The 17,722-nt window shown below is 59.5% G+C and carries 16 protein-coding genes; 4 read left to right on the forward strand and 12 right to left on the reverse strand.

What is annotated here, in order from left to right; all coding sequences use genetic code 11:
* Positions 1-248: 248 nt before the first annotated feature.
* The 7 genes from E3O56_RS19860 to E3O56_RS19890 all read right to left on the reverse strand — a co-directional run bounded on the left by E3O56_RS19860 (position 249) and on the right by E3O56_RS19890 (position 6,217).
* Positions 249-1,556, reverse strand: coding sequence for an autotransporter outer membrane beta-barrel domain-containing protein (locus E3O56_RS19860; protein WP_032875889.1), 1,308 nt, complete (start codon positions 1,554-1,556; stop codon positions 249-251).
* A 49-nt stretch (positions 1,557-1,605) separates the two neighbouring features.
* On the reverse strand, positions 1,606-2,349 hold the full coding sequence (locus tag E3O56_RS19865; RefSeq protein ID WP_032875886.1) for a hypothetical protein: 744 nt from the start codon (positions 2,347-2,349) through the stop codon (positions 1,606-1,608).
* A 37-nt stretch (positions 2,350-2,386) separates the two neighbouring features.
* The gene (locus E3O56_RS19870) at positions 2,387-3,067 is read right to left on the reverse strand and encodes a C39 family peptidase (protein ID WP_103734319.1); all 681 of its coding nucleotides are present in this window, start codon (positions 3,065-3,067) and stop codon (positions 2,387-2,389) included.
* 60 nt (positions 3,068-3,127) lie between these two features.
* The gene (locus E3O56_RS19875; RefSeq protein ID WP_103734318.1) at positions 3,128-3,865 is read right to left on the reverse strand and encodes a hypothetical protein; all 738 of its coding nucleotides are present in this window, start codon (positions 3,863-3,865) and stop codon (positions 3,128-3,130) included.
* A gap of 69 nt (positions 3,866-3,934) precedes the next feature.
* Entirely contained in the window at positions 3,935-4,483 is a 549-nt protein-coding gene (locus E3O56_RS19880) for a hypothetical protein (protein WP_032875877.1), read from the reverse strand.
* The gene (locus E3O56_RS19885) at positions 4,483-4,923 is read right to left on the reverse strand and encodes a hypothetical protein (RefSeq protein WP_005788654.1); all 441 of its coding nucleotides are present in this window, start codon (positions 4,921-4,923) and stop codon (positions 4,483-4,485) included. Before E3O56_RS19885 ends, E3O56_RS19880 begins: the two co-directional genes overlap by 1 nt.
* 298 nt (positions 4,924-5,221) lie before the next feature.
* Positions 5,222-6,217, reverse strand: coding sequence for a FecR family protein (locus tag E3O56_RS19890; protein ID WP_032875872.1), 996 nt, complete (start codon positions 6,215-6,217; stop codon positions 5,222-5,224).
* A 149-nt stretch (positions 6,218-6,366) separates the two neighbouring features.
* Between E3O56_RS19890 and E3O56_RS19895 the strand changes: the two genes are divergently transcribed.
* Positions 6,367-6,636, forward strand: coding sequence for a PepSY domain-containing protein (locus E3O56_RS19895; protein ID WP_032875869.1), 270 nt, complete (start codon positions 6,367-6,369; stop codon positions 6,634-6,636).
* A 20-nt stretch (positions 6,637-6,656) separates the two neighbouring features.
* Here the strand turns inward: E3O56_RS19895 and E3O56_RS19900 are convergent, their stop codons facing one another.
* Positions 6,657-11,795 (reverse strand): DUF6543 domain-containing protein, encoded by a 5,139-nt coding sequence (locus E3O56_RS19900; protein WP_248128869.1) that lies wholly within the window; start codon positions 11,793-11,795, stop codon positions 6,657-6,659.
* Between the two features lie 170 nt (positions 11,796-11,965).
* Between E3O56_RS19900 and E3O56_RS19905 the strand changes: the two genes are divergently transcribed.
* Complete coding sequence (locus E3O56_RS19905; protein WP_078821494.1) at positions 11,966-12,997, forward strand: Ldh family oxidoreductase; 1,032 nt, start codon at positions 11,966-11,968, stop codon at positions 12,995-12,997.
* Positions 12,998-13,030: 33 nt separating this feature from the next.
* Here E3O56_RS19905 and E3O56_RS19910 read toward each other — a convergent pair whose 3' ends face one another.
* Complete coding sequence (locus tag E3O56_RS19910; RefSeq protein WP_032875861.1) at positions 13,031-13,351, reverse strand: DUF883 family protein; 321 nt, start codon at positions 13,349-13,351, stop codon at positions 13,031-13,033.
* Positions 13,352-13,513: 162 nt separating this feature from the next.
* Between E3O56_RS19910 and E3O56_RS19915 the strand changes: the two genes are divergently transcribed.
* Entirely contained in the window at positions 13,514-13,768 is a 255-nt protein-coding gene (locus E3O56_RS19915) for a hypothetical protein (RefSeq protein WP_003190904.1), read from the forward strand.
* On the opposite strand, the gene E3O56_RS19920 is transcribed toward E3O56_RS19915, so the two are convergent.
* On the reverse strand, positions 13,740-14,660 hold the full coding sequence (locus E3O56_RS19920; protein ID WP_248128870.1) for a LysR family transcriptional regulator: 921 nt from the start codon (positions 14,658-14,660) through the stop codon (positions 13,740-13,742). The genes E3O56_RS19915 and E3O56_RS19920 overlap by 29 nt on opposite strands.
* Before the next feature lie 90 nt (positions 14,661-14,750).
* Between E3O56_RS19920 and E3O56_RS19925 the strand changes: the two genes are divergently transcribed.
* On the forward strand, positions 14,751-15,677 hold the full coding sequence (locus E3O56_RS19925) for a carbon-nitrogen hydrolase family protein (RefSeq protein ID WP_078821493.1): 927 nt from the start codon (positions 14,751-14,753) through the stop codon (positions 15,675-15,677).
* Positions 15,678-15,747: 70 nt separating this feature from the next.
* Here E3O56_RS19925 and E3O56_RS19930 read toward each other — a convergent pair whose 3' ends face one another.
* Both E3O56_RS19930 and E3O56_RS19935 read right to left on the reverse strand, forming a co-directional pair.
* Positions 15,748-16,209: an LEA type 2 family protein gene (locus E3O56_RS19930; protein WP_248128871.1), complete on the reverse strand. Its 462-nt coding sequence runs from the start codon at positions 16,207-16,209 to the stop codon at positions 15,748-15,750.
* Positions 16,210-16,221: 12 nt separating this feature from the next.
* Complete coding sequence (locus E3O56_RS19935; RefSeq protein WP_078821492.1) at positions 16,222-17,652, reverse strand: nucleobase:cation symporter-2 family protein; 1,431 nt, start codon at positions 17,650-17,652, stop codon at positions 16,222-16,224.
* Positions 17,653-17,722: the final 70 nt, after the last annotated feature.

Genomic DNA, 17,722 nt, shown 5'->3' on the forward strand with positions numbered 1-17,722 from the left:
GGGCGGCTAAACCGGCATCCCTGCCGGTTTACCCCCCAAATCCCTGTCGAATTCCGGCCAGCGTGGTTTGACGGGGCGCCTAAGATCAAAAGCAGATCAAGATCAAGAACGGCTCGCTTCGCATCGTGGTTGCCATTGGCGACTGCAAAGTTGTGTAGATACCTATGCCCCGATAGCGGTGGATCAACCAACATCAATGTTTGCTGGGCCGACGTCTTCGCGGGCTTGCCCCTCCCACTTTTTCGCGGTCAGAAGTAGTACGGGAATTTCAGGCTGAACGTAAAGTCCGGCGCATCATCGGTCATCCCGATCGCCAGGTTCGGCACAATGGTCAGGTTATCCGAGGCGGCAATCGTCATGCCTACGTTGAAATAACCCGCGTTGGCATCGCTGGACACCACCGATTGCCAGTCGCCGCCGTCCGGCTTGAGCTTGCTCTTGCGCTGCACCAGATCGGAAACCGAGAACGACATGCTCATCTTCTCGTTCAAGGCGAACGCCACACCGACACCGAACTGGAAGCTGTCGCCCAGGCGTACTTTGCCCCCCACCTTCTGGTTGACTTCACTGCTGATGTCATCGAACGAGTCTTCGAAGTTGTGGGTATACGACAGCGAACCGAACAGCACCGCCGGGTCGAAGGTCTTGACCAGGGAAATGCCCGGTGTAACCGACCAGACCCCGTTGCCCGTAGGCAGGCTTTCCGGCAAGTAGAGGTTGTCGTTATTGGGTTGCCTGACCAGCTTGATGCCGAACGGCTCTTTACCCGTGGGCGCCTTGACGCGCACAGACACTACCGCATCCGGCAAGGTCGGCGTTTCGTCGAGGAACTTGTAGGCCACGCCAAAGTTGACGTCACCGATGGTAGGGTCGCGGGTCACCGAGGCTTCCGAGGTAGCGGTGGCATCGTTGCCGGCGCCGCCGGACTGGTAGGTCGAATCGCGGTACACCACGGGGACGTTCAGATCGAACTGCCAGCGGTTGTCGACGTTGTAGCGCCCGGTAAGGTCCAGGGTCCAACTGTCGGACTTGATCCGGTCCAGGTTGATATTGCCCAGAAAGATCGAGTCCAGCGCCAGGAAGCCATTGAGGGTCAATTGGCGTGCGTCGTAACGGGCATAGGTGATGCCGGTTTCCACGCTGAACTTGCCATTGCCGAAAAAGCCGCTGGCCTCGTTGTACAGGTTGCTCACACTTTGCGCAGGGGCCGAGTCGTCCTTGAGGGATTGGCCGTAGGAGCTGCCGCCACCGCCTGCACCACCTGACGCTGCGGCTGCACCGGTACCCGTGGCGGCGACAGCGTTAGCGCCTTGCTTGAAGTCGGCAGGTGATTTGGCCAAGCGCTTGGGGGCGGGCGCTGCGGGTTGATCCTCTACCTGACGCACGCGTTGCTCCAGCACGGCCAAGGCTTTTTGCTGCACGTCATAGCGTTGCTTGAGTTCCAGCAGTTCCTTTTTCAGGGTTTCGATATCGGCGTCTGGCGCGGCATACAGCAAGGATGCGGGCAAGAGCGTACTTAAACAAATCACCGCGCGTAGCGATAACGATCGATGCATGAAATAAGCCGTCCTGTTCTAATGCGAAAGTGTCGAGGGTCAGCGTAGTTCAATAACCGAGCGTGCGTAGGCCTTTGAGTTGATCCAAATTGCAGTTCAACGCGCCGTTGTTCAAGCCGTTATTGTTCATCACGACGTTGAGTTGGGTGATGTTTCTGACAAGGTTGCTGTTGCCGGTCAGCACCGTTCCCTGCAGCACATTGCCGCCGCCGATCTGCTGCAGGCTGTTGCCCTGGTTGTGGTTGGCCTGGATCGCCATCTGCACGCCGCCATTGTTGGCCGAAACGCTGACGCGGCCCGCCGCGCTGTCGCCGGTCACGGTGCCGCCGGCCATCAGCACTTGCCCCGTTTGCAGGTTACTGGCGGGGGCGACACCATTCTCGATGCTGATGCCCACATCGTTGTAGGCGGTGTTGCCATCGCCTGCGGTGCGCACGCTTTGGGTTACGCCCTGGCCGCTGCCGAGGCCGGCGCCACCGACCACATTACCGGTGCCGGTGTTTGGCAGGCTGCCGTTACCCGTGGAGCCGGTGGTTTGCACATAGAATTGCGGAGTAACGGTGGTCTTGTCGATCTGCATGTTGGCCGTGCCGGTAATGCGGTCACCGACGGCGTTGGTCCAGGTGCTGCTCATGACAATGCCGAAGCTGATGATGCGCCCCGGCATTACGTAACGGCCACGCAAGTCGGCCATCTGCGCATCATTGAGTTCGATCGGTTTGAAAGCCGATGAAGCATAGGCGGGCATAGAGGCTGCCAGACACAAGACCGTCAGCCAACGGAAAGTGTTCATCTGCTGCTCCTGGGGCGTCCTGCCCCTTATTGCGCTTCTAGAAGAAGTCGCTCTGGATAAAACCGAAATCCATCAACTCGGCATCGCCCACGGGCCGGAACGCGTTCAACTGGTTCTTGGCCGTCAGCGGAGTGGGCGGGTCAAGCAAGACGTTGGCCTTGTCGTAACCTTCACCCAGCACGGCAAACACAATGCCATTCCAGCCTTTGACGAAGTCGTCACGGGAATAGCGCTTGTGCCCCAGCACGGGATCGCCGATATACACCCAGTCCTTGTCGGCCCGCTGCATCACCACGAAGTGCTTGTAGCCACGAATCTCCAGCAGCACCACCACGGGAATCTTCACCGTCACCAGGGTATCGGGTGCGATCTTGTAGCCGCGGGCACGCATACCGATGCTTTCGAGGTAGCGCTTCATATCCAGCATGGAAAAGCCTTGGGTGCGCACCAGGTCCTGGTCGGCGGTTACCAGCATCCCTTTGATGATGTGGTCTTCGTCGACGTCCAGCCAATAGGCCTGGCGCAGGATGGTCGCGAGTGCCGCGGCACCGCAGCTGAAATCGGTTTTCTGTTCCACCAGGTTGGCGAACCGGCGCTCACGGATGCTCTCGACCTTCTTGAAGATCACCGCACCGCCGGGCATGGCGGAAATCGCCATGGTGCCTGCCCAGGTTGTGCCGGTGAGCAACATCAAGAGGGTGAGGGTCGCGATACGCATGATCGAATGACCTGTTGGGCACTGAAATAAAAAGGGCCTTGTTGCCAAGGCCCCGTTGGATCAGAAGCGCACGCCGCTAGGGCAGGCGGTGCAACCTTGACCGATCACCAGGCTGTTGCTGCCCTGGTTGCCCGCACCGGATTGCAGGTTGACGCCTACGTTGCCTGAGTTGCGGTTGACCGAGTTGTCGAGGCTGGAATTGTTCGACACGTATTGAGCTTTGCCACCATAGCCGTGGCTGCTGGCGGCGGTGCTGAGGAAGTTGTTGGCAAGCGAGTTTTGTTCGGTATTGGCTGCCGCCGCGATATTTTTCCCGTCAGCGGTCACGATAGCCAGGTTGTTTTTACCTTGGTTGCCTTGACCGGACTGGCCGTTGTAACCGACGTTGCCGGAGTTACCGTTAACAGCATTATCCAGGGAGGAGTTGTTTTGCGTGCCTTTGTTGATGAAGCTGTTCAGCCCGCTGTTTTGATTCACGTCGACCACGCCGAACACGGTCGCTGCATCGCCTTTGGCGCTGGAGATGGCGGCAGAGTTGTCGGCCTGGTTGCCACTGCCAGACTGCACGTTGACGCCGACGTTACCGCTGTTGCCATTGACGGAGTCATCGGCAGACGCGTTGTTTTCGGTTTTGGTGTCGTTGAATTTATTGCCTGCGCTGTTTTGTACATCCGTGACGACAGCAGCAATTACGCCCGTTGGCTGAGGCGCTGGGTGCCAGCCACCCGCTTGAGCAGCTGCTGCCATGAGTGCGGCGAGAGCGAAAACCAGAGGTTTCAGAGCCATTTGAGGTTTCATGGTGTTTCTCCTTGCTTCTAATTAGTTGGGTTAAGTGTTGGTACGGTCTAACTAACGTCTACCAAGCGGTTACTTGATAGTGATGCCCAGGGTGTTAGCCACTCGGTTCCCCACCCCGGCACTCTGGTTCACCTGAATCACTCCTCGGCTGCCGGTGAAGGCCTGGTCGCTGGTCGCGACCTGGCGGCTGCCAGTGGTGGGGGTGAGCCCTGAGTCGGTCAACTGCGTCGTGTTCTGTTGCAACAGGACGCTGTCATCGATGCTTTGCGGGCCAGGGTTGAGGCTGATCCGCACCGCGTTGATTGATTGGTTATTGGCCCCGGCCGACTGGTTAACGCCCAGCACGCCGTTGCCATTGATAAATGAAGCGCCCTGAATCGCCACCTTGGCACTCAAGGACGGGTCGACGTTGCCGTCGAGCCGCTGGATATTCACATTGGTGGCCTGGCCATCGAGCGCGATTGCGCGGCTGTTGGACATCTGTTGCTGGTTGCCGGCGGCCTGGTTGATCGACAGCACACCTTCGTACTGTTGGCCGCTGTTATTGATAACGGCGGTGTTGTCGGCCATTGCCGAGACGCTGCCCAGCAGGGCGATGGTCAACAGGATGCGCTTCATCATTTGCCCCCCAGCATGTTGCCCAGATTGTTCAAGGGCGCCATGCCGCGCTGGATCGAACCATTGATCTGCCCAGCCATGCTGCTGCCCGCGCCATGGCCGGCGGCTGCACCGGCGCCCTGGGTCGACAGGCTGTTTTGCGTGGCGCTCAGGCCAGACAGGTTGCCGTTGGGCTGGATGGATCGCGCAAGGCCAGAACCGCTGCGGATGCCGCCAATGTCCCGATCACTGAGTTCGCCGGAGGTGGCACTGATGATTTCTTTGCTGGGGTTGGCGTTGGCAGTGGTGGGGTATGGATCGGGGAGGGAGGTGCGCCCGTACATGTGACCCTGCACGGTTCGCCCTGTCACGATAACGCCATCGCCCGCATGGCTGATGCCGGCGCTGAGCACGCAGCTGATCAGCAGTACGGTTATCGAGGCGTGTGTGAGTGTGATCACGGCGGCAGTCCTTGTTCTGAACGCTGACCCTAAACAGCGTTATCAGGGAAAGAGCAGAACCCGTGCCGCTTTTTGTTTACGTAGAAAATTCAATGGGTTGCGGTTTTGCTGCGCGCATCAGCGATAGCAGTGTTTCAAGCATGAAACAGTCGCTGGGCGGCGCGATATGCCCGGCCACACTCTTCAACTGTGTCAGCGATGAAACAGTGTTCATGACAGATGCATGAATCCGCAGCCGCTGGGCGATTCAGCGTACCGAGGTGTTTCAAAAGTGGACACTGAAGTAAAAAAGCGCGCCTCAGCCCTTGGGCGTTTTACCCGGGATGGAGTTGAGTACGGGATTGCCATCCTGGTTGCGGGTCAGGTAGACCGGCAGGACCTTGGGCAGGGAAGGGATGAGGTTGTTGACCTCACTGAGGTTATAGATGCCACCAATGCGAATACTCCCGGTACCGGCATCCGCCAGCATCACTGGCTTGTTCAGGTATCGGTTGATCAGCGGCAACGCATCGGCCAATGCGAGATTATCAAGCACCAACTTGCCCGTACGCCAGGCAAGCGCAGGGTCATTGGGTTTGATCGCGGCGACTTGCGGCGTGGCGTCGCCGCGGTGGTAGCTGGCCTGCATCCCCGGAGTCAACGGCACGCTGCCATGCACCGCGTCGCTGGTGATCTGCACCGAGCCTTCCAGCAACATTACCCGCACCTGGTCTTCATACTTCCACACATTGAACTGGGTGCCCGTCACCCGAACCTGGCCTTCGCCAGCCTGCACGATAAACGGGTGCTCGCTGTCGTGGGTGACGTTGAAAAACGCTTCGCCCTTGGCCAACTTCACCTGGCGACGATCCTTGTAGTGGCTGTAAACCAGCTCGGTGCCCAGGTTCAACTCCACCTCACTGCCGTCACCGAGGGTAACTTTGCGCAGCCCGTTGGTGGCGTCAAACCGCTCGTATGAGCTTGGCAACCAACCGGCTTCCCAGCCCGTGAAGGCGGCCAGCGGCAGAGCAGCAAGGCAGATAGCGGCTGCCACCGCATAAGAGCGCCAGCGTTTACGAGGCTTGAGCGGCACCACAAGCGGTGCAGGCGCATTGCGGGGCAAATGATCGGCCACGTCCCAGATTTCCAACATCGCGGCATACTCGAAGGCGTGCAGCGGGTGGGCATCGTGCCAATGTTCGAAGGCCTGACGTTCAGCCGCCGTGCAGTCGCTGGCATGCACACGCATACACCAATGCGCAGCGGCGTCGGTGATGGCGTCGTATTCGGCTTCTGAAAGGGACTTTTCGCTCATTTATCCATCCTGATTTCCCCACATTCTACCCCCCCGAGCCTTACGGCGAGAACAGCATCATGGCGATTGCATATCAATTGGAACTTATTCTTGTTTAAACGCGCCTAAAAAATCAGGAAACACACTGTCATCCACCAAGGAGTACGAAAATGTTGAAGAAAACCTTAGCCGCCCTGTGTGCAACCACCGCGCTGTTGAGCGCCGGCGCTGCGCTGGCAGACAAGCCGGGTGCGGGCTGGATTCCGATTGAAAAAGCTATTGAAGTGGCGAAGACCAAGGCTGGGTATGTCGAGGTCTACGCCGCCGAAGCCGATAACGACGGCTACTGGGAAGTCAAAGGCCGTAAATCCGACGGCGTGGTGTATGAAGCACGAATCGACGGCGCCTCGGGCAATGTCCTGCGCGACCAGAAAGATTGATTCACGTGTTGGGGGCCTGCTCAGGCCCCCTCATCCAGCATTCTCCCCAGATGTGTAATCAGGTAACTGACTGAGTCGGCGTTGGATAGAATGACGTCAATACGCTTGTCGACATTGCTCATGAAAACTTCTCGGGCCTCATTCAGGGTCTTGGCACCCGTGATATTCAGGACTCTGCGTTTGAGGAAGCTGGTGGCGGTGAAAAAGCCGTAATCCTCCCAGGTATTGGATATGTCATCCCATGCCTTGAATAGCATAGTTGCCGGCGTCAACGTCGACAGCCCGCTCGTTTGCAAATCATCTTGGCGCGTCTTCACCGCCTGAGCACCCGGCTTTGCCGTATCGATCAGGTCTCGGAATGGCTCCAGGCTCCGCAGGTAGGCAATGTCCTCTGTCTTGAACCGCAGATGCGTCAGCTCATGGATCAGGGTAGAGGCTCTGGCATGGGCGAACATGTCGAAAGGTTCACTCAGTATGGTGGCGTATTCAGCCAGGTTTGGATGGAAGAACCTTTCGAACAAGTACACTTTGCGCTCGCTGTCACCGAGAAGCACCATCGCGTAATCAGTGGTGGGGGCTTTCACGCTTTCACCGCTGACAAAGCGCATTGAGTCAGGCCCGATCAAGGTGGGGTCGCTTAACTCATCCAGTATTCCATCGATGATGTCCTCGATTTTCTTCACTTGGGCCGGGTTCAGATTGAGAGTGCCGAACAGGTCGCACAAGAACAGGCCTACCCGGCTATCAGGCTTGAGCAGCTCTGCAAAGTGATGGATGTTGCGCTTGCAGTTGACGGCGTAGTAAGTCGATACGTTCAAGGCTTCGTCGATGACTTGGGCTTTCCAGCTTGACACTGCAGCGATCGCCCTTATGCCCTGCGCTTCAATATTGATGTCGCGCCTTTCGGCTCGTCGCACTTTTTGCCGCGTCCAGGCCTGGCCGAAGCGGGGCTTGTGTATGCTCAGGTCCATTACCCATTTGCCATCAGCATTGCGACCGACGTAGGGGCCCTGCTGATCGTCGTTGTCCAGGCGCCAGTGCTCCTTGGTTTTCTTCACCGGATACACCTTGCCTGCCAGCGGCACGTAACTCTTGGCGCTCGCCTTATCCTTGTAGACATGGGTGGAGGTGTCCAGCTCAAGGTCCTCCAGGGCGATGTCGTAGCCCTCCAAGCGCTGCAACCGCGTTCGCGAAGTGGCGGTGACGTCCCGCAGGCCCGGGGCAGTGGCGGTGGGCAGGCCGCCTTCCGGCAGGTCGACCAGGTCAGCGTCATCAGGCGGTGGGGTTTCGCTGCCATCAAGCTCGCTGTACAGGGCGGCCATTTGCACCACGGCCAGGCTGAAGTCCTTCATCGCGGCTTTCCACTGGTGCAGTTGCAGCGCTTCAGCCGAGCGCTTGACTAACTGGTAGCTGCGCCAGACCACAAGTGGATAGGCGAGTTTACCCGCCATGAAGTGCACTGCCGCGGGTATGCCCTTGCCGAACACGCCCACCACTTTATCCCAAAGCAGCTTGGAGCCTTTTTCGAACTGGCAGGCGAGCATTTTTAGCAGGATCAGCGTGTTCTCACTGAATAAATAGTGCAGCAGGTTGCCGGTCACGGCAGATGAGGCCAGGCTCATATCCGAAGAGCGATGAAGGTTGTTTTGCAGCAAGCTGCGGTAAACGGCCTGGTGCGGATCTTCCAGGTGCTGAATGACCCAGTCCTGCAGTTCCCCTGGTCGCTCCACCTCATCCAGCAGCGCTTGCTCGTTGTCATATTGCTTGAGCACGTGGTTTTCACTGTAGGGCGCATAGAGCACTACCGGACCGGCCTCTTTACCTCCAGGGCTGATCAGGTACATGCCCAATACCTTGGCGGCAGTAGCGCCTGCAGTCGCCACCAGCTCAACGGGCCGGATCAGCGTCGATACGTCCTTCAACGCCGCACGTGCCAGGCCGTCAGGCATGTCGAACACCTGCTGGACCAAGCCCAAGGCCTTGTTTGACAGGCGTTCTTGCAGATGTTGCTCGTGGGCGTATTGCAACACCTGCCATGGCAGTTGCCGACAGAACAGGCGCCGGCGTTTGCGTGCAGCTTCTGTGCGGGTGTCCATCTCGGTTTGCAATCGCTTTTGGTACACCGATTTCAAGTCCAGTTGCCGCACCAGTTGAACCAGCGCATTGGCATCCAGGGTGTCCGGCAGCGGTGTGGCGGTGCGCGAGCGGGGGCGGATAGTCTGGTTGTTCAGGTCCGGCCAGTGACGCAAGGCAAAATCGGTCAGGCTGTAGTCATGGATGTCGAGGGCCTGGTGCACGGGAATCAGCACGTCATCGGGGCTGAGTGCGTGTTCGGGGAAGCGTGCCTGGAGCAGCTTGCTCAGGGCGCCAAAGGTGTGCTCGCGCAGGGACAGGATGCCCTGCAGGTAGTCTTCCTCTTCCGGGGCGCTGTTGTGGTATTGCTCAAGCAGTTCTGCATGGTAGATCTGCTCCTTGGCGGGCGCCATTGCCAGCCACACGGGCAGGGCCTGCTGGGTGACCATGGCATCGGCCAGCGCCTTGGCTCGTGCAAGGTTGGTGGGCGCCGGGATCTGCAGGATCTCATCCAGGCGGTCCTGCACGGCGCGCGCCGGCAAGTCCATGGCCAGCAGTCGGTCCACCGAGTCCATGACGTAATCGCCGTAGGTTTTCAGGCGATTGTCCAGCAGGTTATCGTCAATACGTTGCAGCGCAGCCAGGCGATACGCCTGATGAGGCACGCGCTGGGACAATGACAGATTCTCCAGTAGCGACAGTCGTTTGATCGGATGCGCCAGGCGCTGGGTGAGCGCCTCGCGCAGGGTCGAGACCGACGCAAAAACCTCATGACCACGCCGAGGCGTCCATAGGATCGCCTGGCCCGAATTCTTGGGGTCAAGGCCGCCACGTTCGGTCAGTACAAACAGATTGGCCAGCGGCAGCAGCGCGTCGGACGTACCTTTGTGCAATGCCAGCGCATAAGCATCCGGCAGAAACCCGTTGATCCCATGTCGGGTCAGGCGCGCCAGGCTGTCAGTTCGCAGGACCGCATCAAGAATGGCGTTGCTGCGGTGCGTCAGCGTTTTACCCAGCAGTCGCAGTTCAGCCTCGCTGCGCAAGCCCAACAGCATCGAGTGCGCGTGTTTATCGCGGATATTGTTCAGGAACAGGCGCGGGAGTTCACGCATCTCGTGGCCGGCAAACACCTTCAAGACCCGTTCGATCATGTTGTTGAAGGTTTTGAGGGGCATGTTATTGAGCTTCAGGGCGACACCCTGGTTGCGTTCTGCGTAAAACCCAGTTCTGGAAGACACTGGGAGCGGCTTGCTCTTCTGGCCGAGGCGCTCGATGAAATGTTCAACCATGCTCAGCGAAGACACAGGCGCGCGCTCCTCACGCTGCTCGGCGCGGGACGCGTAAGTGTTGACATAAATCTCGTCGGCCTTGAGGTCCAGTCGTTGGGTTTGCAGTTCTGTGTTCAGGGCCAGGGTGGCCATGCTGCGCAGTGTCGGGTGCTTAAGGCGCTCGATCTGCAATCCTTCTTGGGCAGCGCGCAGGCGTTGCAGGTGCAGCTTGGCGCGCTCGGCTTGCACCGTGGAGGGGCGGCCATTGCCGCTGCTGACGGGATGTATCGTCCAGCGCCCATCGGTGTCCAGGTCGGCCAGGCGACTGTCGAGCATGGTGCGGATGTCCAGGGCGTAATCGAGCAATGCTTCCAGGTCCACCTGGCCGGCGCTGCTGCGATAGAGGCTCAGGGCATGGTTCATATTACTGGTCTGCTTGGCGGCGATGTCTTCGATCATGTCGGTGAACACGTGCCCGGTGACGGGGTGTGCGGCAACGTTGATCTGGTCCAGGCCGATAAAGGTGTTGCGCTCGTCCAGAGAGAGGAAATTGAGCAGTTCATCTTCGTGCCCGGCGGCGGTGAGCATGGTCAATAGCGTGTCTTTGAGATCGTCCAGATCCTTAAGTACCTGCAAGCCACGGGATTGGGTGTAAAGGTAGGCATGGCTGTCATGCAGCATCAGGGTACTGGCCAGTTCCACGTAGTGCTGGTAGGGCGCGTAGATGCGCACTTTTTCCACGCTCAGTTTGGCGGCGTAGGTGCTGCGAGCGCCCTGGTCGCTGAGGAGCAGGGCCTGGAGCATATGGCTTTCGTCAGCACTGAGGATGCCGTTCTGGCGCTTGAGCAGCACATCGAGGCGGAACTTGTCAGCCAGGATTTGCGCGAACAGGTCAAGGCGTGAGGTGCCGCTGTCGATGTCTTCGTTCCAGTAGGTCTGTAGCAGGCTCTCGAGCAATTTGGACAGCGTACCGGAGGTTTGTTCGATGAGCGTGTCCCAATACTCGCGATCTTGTTGCAACTGGGGCTGGGTGAAGTGGCTGGTGACGTGCTTGGGGTTGATGAATTCGCGAGTTTGCCCCAAGGGCCAGGCATGTTTGACATAGAACTGCAATAACGCATCACGTAACGACAGGGAGTCGATCCAGCGTCGATCGGCATCCGTCGGGCTTTGGAGAAAGCAGTTCACTTGCGTTTGCCGCTGATCCAGGCCGGGGAAATGAGGGTGCGCCATGATGCCGAGCAATGTGTCGAGCATGGCGGACAAGGTCGGGGTCCTCTGCAAGTGCTCAAGCATTGCTTGCACGTTGGCCTGTTGGCAGGCCTGCAGGGTTTGTTCCTGGTCTTGCATGACCGCACCCAGGACCGGCGAAGTGGTCAGTGTCAGAGCGCTATCCGCTGGCAGACTGTTGCGCTGTGCAATCGACAGAAAACTCAGCAACTCCACGCGCTGTACCGAATCAGCCAACGCCTGACTGACCTCGGCAAGCAGCGAGGCATGGCTGTCAAACACCTGGATGCCACCATAAGGCGTGTACAGCAGAGCCTTGGCACCGTCGGGCGTGGAACTCATCACAAACGCGCCGGCCAGTGGGATCGCAACCTGCCCCGACACATTGATCATTAGCTTTTCTACACGCATGGGCGGGCTTTGCAGGCGGGTATCCTGACGGCTGGCGTCGCTGGCGTAATACACGCCGTGCAGCCATTCCAGATCCTTGACGGTGAACCCCAGGGCGCGTTCGCGCTCGCTCAATGTCGAGCGATTGACGGGTAGCAGGAACTCGTCGAAAAAATAGGGCGGGGTGACACGGGTCATCGCCTGTCTCCAGCGTGAATAGGAAGACACAGGGTAGGCAGGCACCGATGACTGGCGGGGGTAACTATTGAGTCTCGTCGTAAGTTGACAGTGAGCGCTGCAGGTGGTGTTTAATCGACGGCCTGGATGTCCATTCGTTGCCCCTTCCAATCATAAAAATGGAGCTTCAAATGTCTGCGCAGTCTCCGACAGTTGTCACGGCCTTCATCAGCTTCACTGAGTTGGTGGGGGTGCTCCAACAGATTTTCGTCAGGCACGGCACCTCGCCAGAAGTGGCGGCGATCCTTGCGCACAATTGCGCCAGCGCTGAACGTGATGGCGCTCATAGCCACGGTATTTTTCGTATCCCGGGTTACCTCTCGACCCTGGCCAGCGGTTGGGTCAATGGCGCCGCCGTGCCGATCGTGACCGACGTTGCGTCAGGCTTCGTACGGGTCGACGCCGCCAATGGGTTCGCCCAACCCGCTCTGGCGGCCGCGCGTGCGTTGCTGGTGAGCAAGGCCCGCAGCGCCGGCATTGCGTTACTGGCTATCCACAATTCCCATCACTTTGCTGCCTTGTGGCCGGACGTCGAACCTTTCGCCGAAGAAGGGCTGGTTGCACTCAGTGTGGTCAACAGCATGACCTGCGTCGTACCCCATGGCGCTGATCGCCCGTTGTTCGGCACCAACCCCATCGCGTTTGCTGCGCCGCGGGCCGATGGCGCGCCGATTGTGTTCGACCTGGCCACCAGCGCCATCGCCCATGGCGACGTGCAGATCGCCGCGCGCAAAGGCGAACGGCTCCCACCAGGCATGGGCGTCGATAGCCTGGGCCAGCCGACCCAGGACCCGAAAGCCATTCTGGAGGGGGGCGCGCTGTTGCCATTTGGTGGGCATAAGGGGTCGGCGTTGTCGATGATGGTCGAGTTGCTGGCGGCGGCACTGACAGGCGGCAATTTTTCGTTCGAATTCAATTGGGCCGATCATCCGGGAGCGCGTACGCCCTGGACCGGCCAATTACTGATAGTGATCGATCCGCGCAAAACCGCCGGGCAAAGCTTTGCCGAGCGCAGCCAGGAACTGGTGCGGCAGATGCATGCGGCGGGGTTACGGCGATTACCGGGGGATCGGCGCCATCGCACACGGGCGGAGTCGCAGGAAGCAGGCATAGAGCTTGACGCGCAGGACCTTCGGCAACTGCGAGAACTGGCGGCGGGGTGAAACAGGCTGCGCCATGGGCGCAGCCCGTGCTGATCAGTTACGGCGACCCAGCAGCAGACCCACCACCAGGCCAAAGCCTGCGGAAATGGCCACGGTCTGCCATGGATGACCGCCGATGTAGGTCTCGGTGGCGTCCACGACTGGCTTGCTGCGCTCACGGACGCTGGACACCGAATCCAGGGCTTGCTTGAGTTTGATGGCAACCTGCTCGCGCAGGGTTTCACCTTCCTCGCCTACCAGGGATGCGCTGCTTTTGAGCAGTTTGTCCGATTCTTCGATCAGCGCGGTCAGTTCGCTGAAGGCTTGATCCTTGATTTGTTCTTCGACGGCTTGGGCGGCGGTTTTGCGGGCCATGTGTGACTCCTTGCAAGTGAATGTGACAGTGAACAATGGAGTATCGGGCAGCGGCAAAAGTTGCAGTTATTTTGCGAGCCGTCCATTTGCGGCACAATGGTGATCAGGCCCTTTGGGCCTACAGTGTAAGATGTCAGTCATTTGTGCAGCAGGTAATTCAACATGAGCTTCAATCTCGCCAACAAGACCCTCGCCGAACGCGCCGAGCTGGAAGACGAAAAGTCGCGCCTCTACGACCTTTGGCAAACCAACCTGGGCAAAGCCAAGGGCGAAGCGGCCCGTTTGTTCGGCGAGCGCGCCAAGCGCAAGGGAAAATGGGCCGAGTGGGTGCGCGCCGAACTTGACGGCATGTCGCCGCCGGAGTTTTCCAACATGGTGCGCAGTGAAGTCAACAAGCTGATGGCGGCGGCGAAATAAAGCACGCCACGATCGCCTCGCGAACCTTGAGCAACAGCGGATCAAGCTGGGCCTGGGTACGCCAGCCCAACTCCACCGGGTAGTGCGGCAGCGCCAGCGGGCAGGGCAGCACACGCAAGCCGGTCATCTGCGCAATCGCTTGGGCCGCATGACCGGGGATCGTCGCCACCGCCGCGCTGCCTTTGAGCAGGTACGGCAGCGCCGCAAAGTGGCTGGTGGACGCACATACCTGGCGGCTCAAGCCCTGCGCCGCCAACCCTTCATCGGTAATACCGATAAACCCGCCTGACGACACCAGCACATGGTCGCGTGCGATGAATTCTGCAAGCTCGATACCTTGCTGATCGGGCGCCAGGCTACCTGGGTCAACCAGGCAACGGTAGTCACCTTCGCCCAGCACTTGCCGACTCAGCCTGCGCTCGGCAAACCCGCCGGCGGTAATGGCCAGGTCTAGGTTGCGGTCGAGCAGGGCAGCCGCAACGATCTGGCTGTGGGTCTGGCGAAAGATCACCCGCAGTTTCGGCAGGCGCTCTGCAATGGCGTCCATCAGCTGCCGGCCGTAGGCGATTTCGAAATCGTCTGACAGACCTAACACCACCGATCGCCCCTGATAATGCGGGTTATCCGGGTGGATCATCGCCAGGCTTTGTCGGCAGCGGTCCAATGCCTCGCTGATCACCGGTTTCAACTGATTGGCCCGCAGGGTGGGCGCCAGGCCGCGACCGGTGCGTACGAAAAGTGGGTCGCCATATAGTTCGCGTAAACGCCGCAAACCGGCGCTGATTGCCGATTGCGTAACGCCCAGGCGCAAGGCAGCACGGCTGGCGCTGGACTCGTCGTGCAGGGCTTCGAAGGTTTTCAGCAGGTTCAGGTCAACCTGGGCGATATTCATTTGGCTCATATCATTTAGCACTGAGGTGGGCTTTATTCATGATCGAGTCTGGCCGGAGAATGGGCAACCCTTATTACTGGAGTGAGCACAATGCCCGTATCGATCGTCGCAGCCCTGCAAATCGGCTCCTTGCCTGGCGGCAAAGCGCAAACCCTGGCGCAGATCCTGGCCTATGAAGATGAAATACAGCGCAGTGGCGCGCAGTTGGTGGTGATGCCTGAGGCGTTGCTGGGGGGATATCCCAAGGGCGAAAGCTTCGGCACGCAATTGGGCTATCGCCTGCCCGAAGGCCGTGAAGCCTTTGCGCGGTACTTTGCCAATGCCATCGACGTGCCGGGCGTGGAGACCAAGGCGCTGGCCGGGTTATCGGCGCGTACCGGTGCGAGCCTGGTGCTCGGCGTGATCGAGCGCAGTGGCAGCACGCTGTATTGCACCGTGCTGTATTTCGAACCGTCGAGCGGTTTGGTCGCCAAGCACCGCAAACTCATGCCGACCGGCACTGAGCGGCTGATCTGGGGCAAGGGCGACGGCTCAACCTTGCCGGTGATTGACGCGGCTGTCGGGCGTATCGGCGGGGCGGTGTGCTGGGAGAACATGATGCCGCTGTTGCGCACGGCGATGTATGCCAAGGGCGTGCAGGTGTGGTGTGCGCCCACAGTGGACGAGCGCGAGATGTGGCAGGTGAGCATGCGCCATATTGCCCATGAAGGCCGTTGCTTTGTGGTCAGCGCCTGCCAGGTGCAGGCATCACCGCAGGCCTTGGGTGTGGAGGTTGCCAACTGGCCGGCGGAGCGCCCGTTGATTGCCGGTGGCAGCGTGATCGTCGGTCCCATGGGCGATATTTTGGCGGGGCCGTTGCTGGGGGAGGCGGGTTTGTTGACGGCGCAGATCGATACAGATGATCTGGTGCGGGCACGCTACGACTACGACGTAGTGGGGCATTACGCTCGGCCGGATATTTTTGAATTGGTGGTGGACGAGCGCGCCAAGTCAGGCGTGCGCTACATCACTGATTGAACCGGGTCAACCCAAGGCTTTTGTAGGCGCGAGCTTGCATTTCGCAGATTTGGATCAGATCACTCGCGCATCACCAGGTGGCGGTATTGGGCAAATCCAGAGTGCCACGCTCTACAAAGCGCATGGTGCCGAACAATCCGCCCGCCAGTTTGCCGCGCAGCACATAGGGCAGGTTATTCAGGCTTTGGGTCTGGCTCAGGCCCAGGGTTTGGCGCAACACCGAGAACGCCGAAACACTCACGGGGACCATCAGCACCGTCTCGGAAAAACGTGGGATGCTGCCGGCCTGGTCACTTACCCCGGACGCCAACGGCCGGCCATTGACTTCCAGATCCAGCGCCACGCCGTCGTAGTCGATTGCCGTTTCATTGGGGTTCTGCACCCGCAGCTTCACGGCAAAGCGCACTTCCAGATCCTGGCTTTGCAGGGGCTCGATGCCCACCACGTTGATATTCACCGGGTCGCGATTGGGGAACAGCGCGCAGGCGCTCAAGCTCAGCAACAACAACGAAAGAACCATGAGCTTGCGCATATAAAAGTGCTCCTACTGTTTCGTGACGTCCGGGTCCTGCATGACCTTGAGGGTAGAGGACTCCGGATCGAATTCATCTTCTTCCAGCTCTATGAACTCTTCGGGCAGGAAAATGTTCAGCAGGATTGCACAGAACGCACCCACAGTGATCGGCGATTCGAAGATGTTGTGCAGCGCCTTGGGCAAATCGCGCAGCACTTCCGGCACTGCGGCGACGCCCAGGCCCATCCCCAGGGAAATCGCCACGATCAGCACATTGCGCCGGTGCAGGCCGGCTTCGGCGAGGATCTTGATCCCGGCCACGGCTACGGTGCCGAACATGATCAGGGTCGCGCCGCCAAGTACTGGTTTGGGCATCAGTTGCAGCACCGCGCCGATCATCGGGAACAACCCCAGCAGCACCAGCAGCCCGGCGATAAAGTACGCCACGTAGCGGCTGGCCACGCCGGTCAGCTGGATCACGCCGTTGTTCTGGGCGAACGTCACCATCGGCAGGCTGTTGAAGGTGGCGGCCATCGCCGAGTTGAGGCCGTCGGCCAGCAGGCCGGACTTGATGCGCTTGATATAGAGCGGGCCCTTGACCGGTTGTTGGGAAATCATCGAGTTGGCAGTCAGGTCACCGGCGGCTTCCAGAGGCGAAATCAGGAAGATCACCGCCACCGGGATAAACGCCACCCAGTCGAACGAGAAACCGTACTTGAACGGTACCGGCACGCTGATCAACGGCACTTGGGGCAGGGCGGCCATATCCACACGGCCCAGCAACCACGCCACCACGAAGCCCAGCGTCAGGCCGATCACGATCGAACCCAGACGCAGGAACGGGTTGTTGAAGCGGTTGAGCACCACGATGGTCAGCAGCACCAGCGCCGCCAGGCCCATATTGCTGGCGGCGCCCAGGTCGCCCGCGCCATAGCCGCCGGCCATATCGGTGACCGCCACCTTGATCAGTGACAGGCCCATCAAGGTAATGATGGTGCCAGTCACAACCGGGGTGATCAGCTTGCGCAGTTTGCCGATGAACTGGCTCAGCACTACTTCGATAAACGCGGCGAAAAAGCAGATGCCAAAGATCGTCGACAGGATTTCATCGGTGCCGCCGCCCCGGGCCTTGACCATAAAGCCCGCACTGAGAATCACGCTGATAAACGAAAAGCTGGTGCCTTGCAGGCACAACAGGCCCGAACCCACTGGCCCGAAGGTGCGTGCCTGCACAAAGGTGCCGAGCCCCGAGACGAATAGCGCCATGCTCACCAGGTACGGCACTTCGCTTTCCAGGCCAAGTACGCCGCCGACGATCAGGGTCGGGGTAATGATGCCGACAAAGCTCGCCAGCACATGCTGCAAGGCGGCAAAAATCGCAGCGGTGAAGTGCGGGCGGTCTTCCAGGCCGTAGATCAGGTCGGATTTATAGCGCGGGCGAGGGGCTTGAGCGTCAGACAAAATGATGGCTCGGGTCGGAAAATGGAGGCGAAGAATGCCAGAAACCGTCAGTCGTCAGAAGTGTAAAAAA

Origin of the sequence: Pseudomonas sp. W2Aug9, assembly GCF_023127755.1 — a bacterium.
Taxonomy (GTDB): domain Bacteria; phylum Pseudomonadota; class Gammaproteobacteria; order Pseudomonadales; family Pseudomonadaceae; genus Aquipseudomonas; species Aquipseudomonas synxantha_A.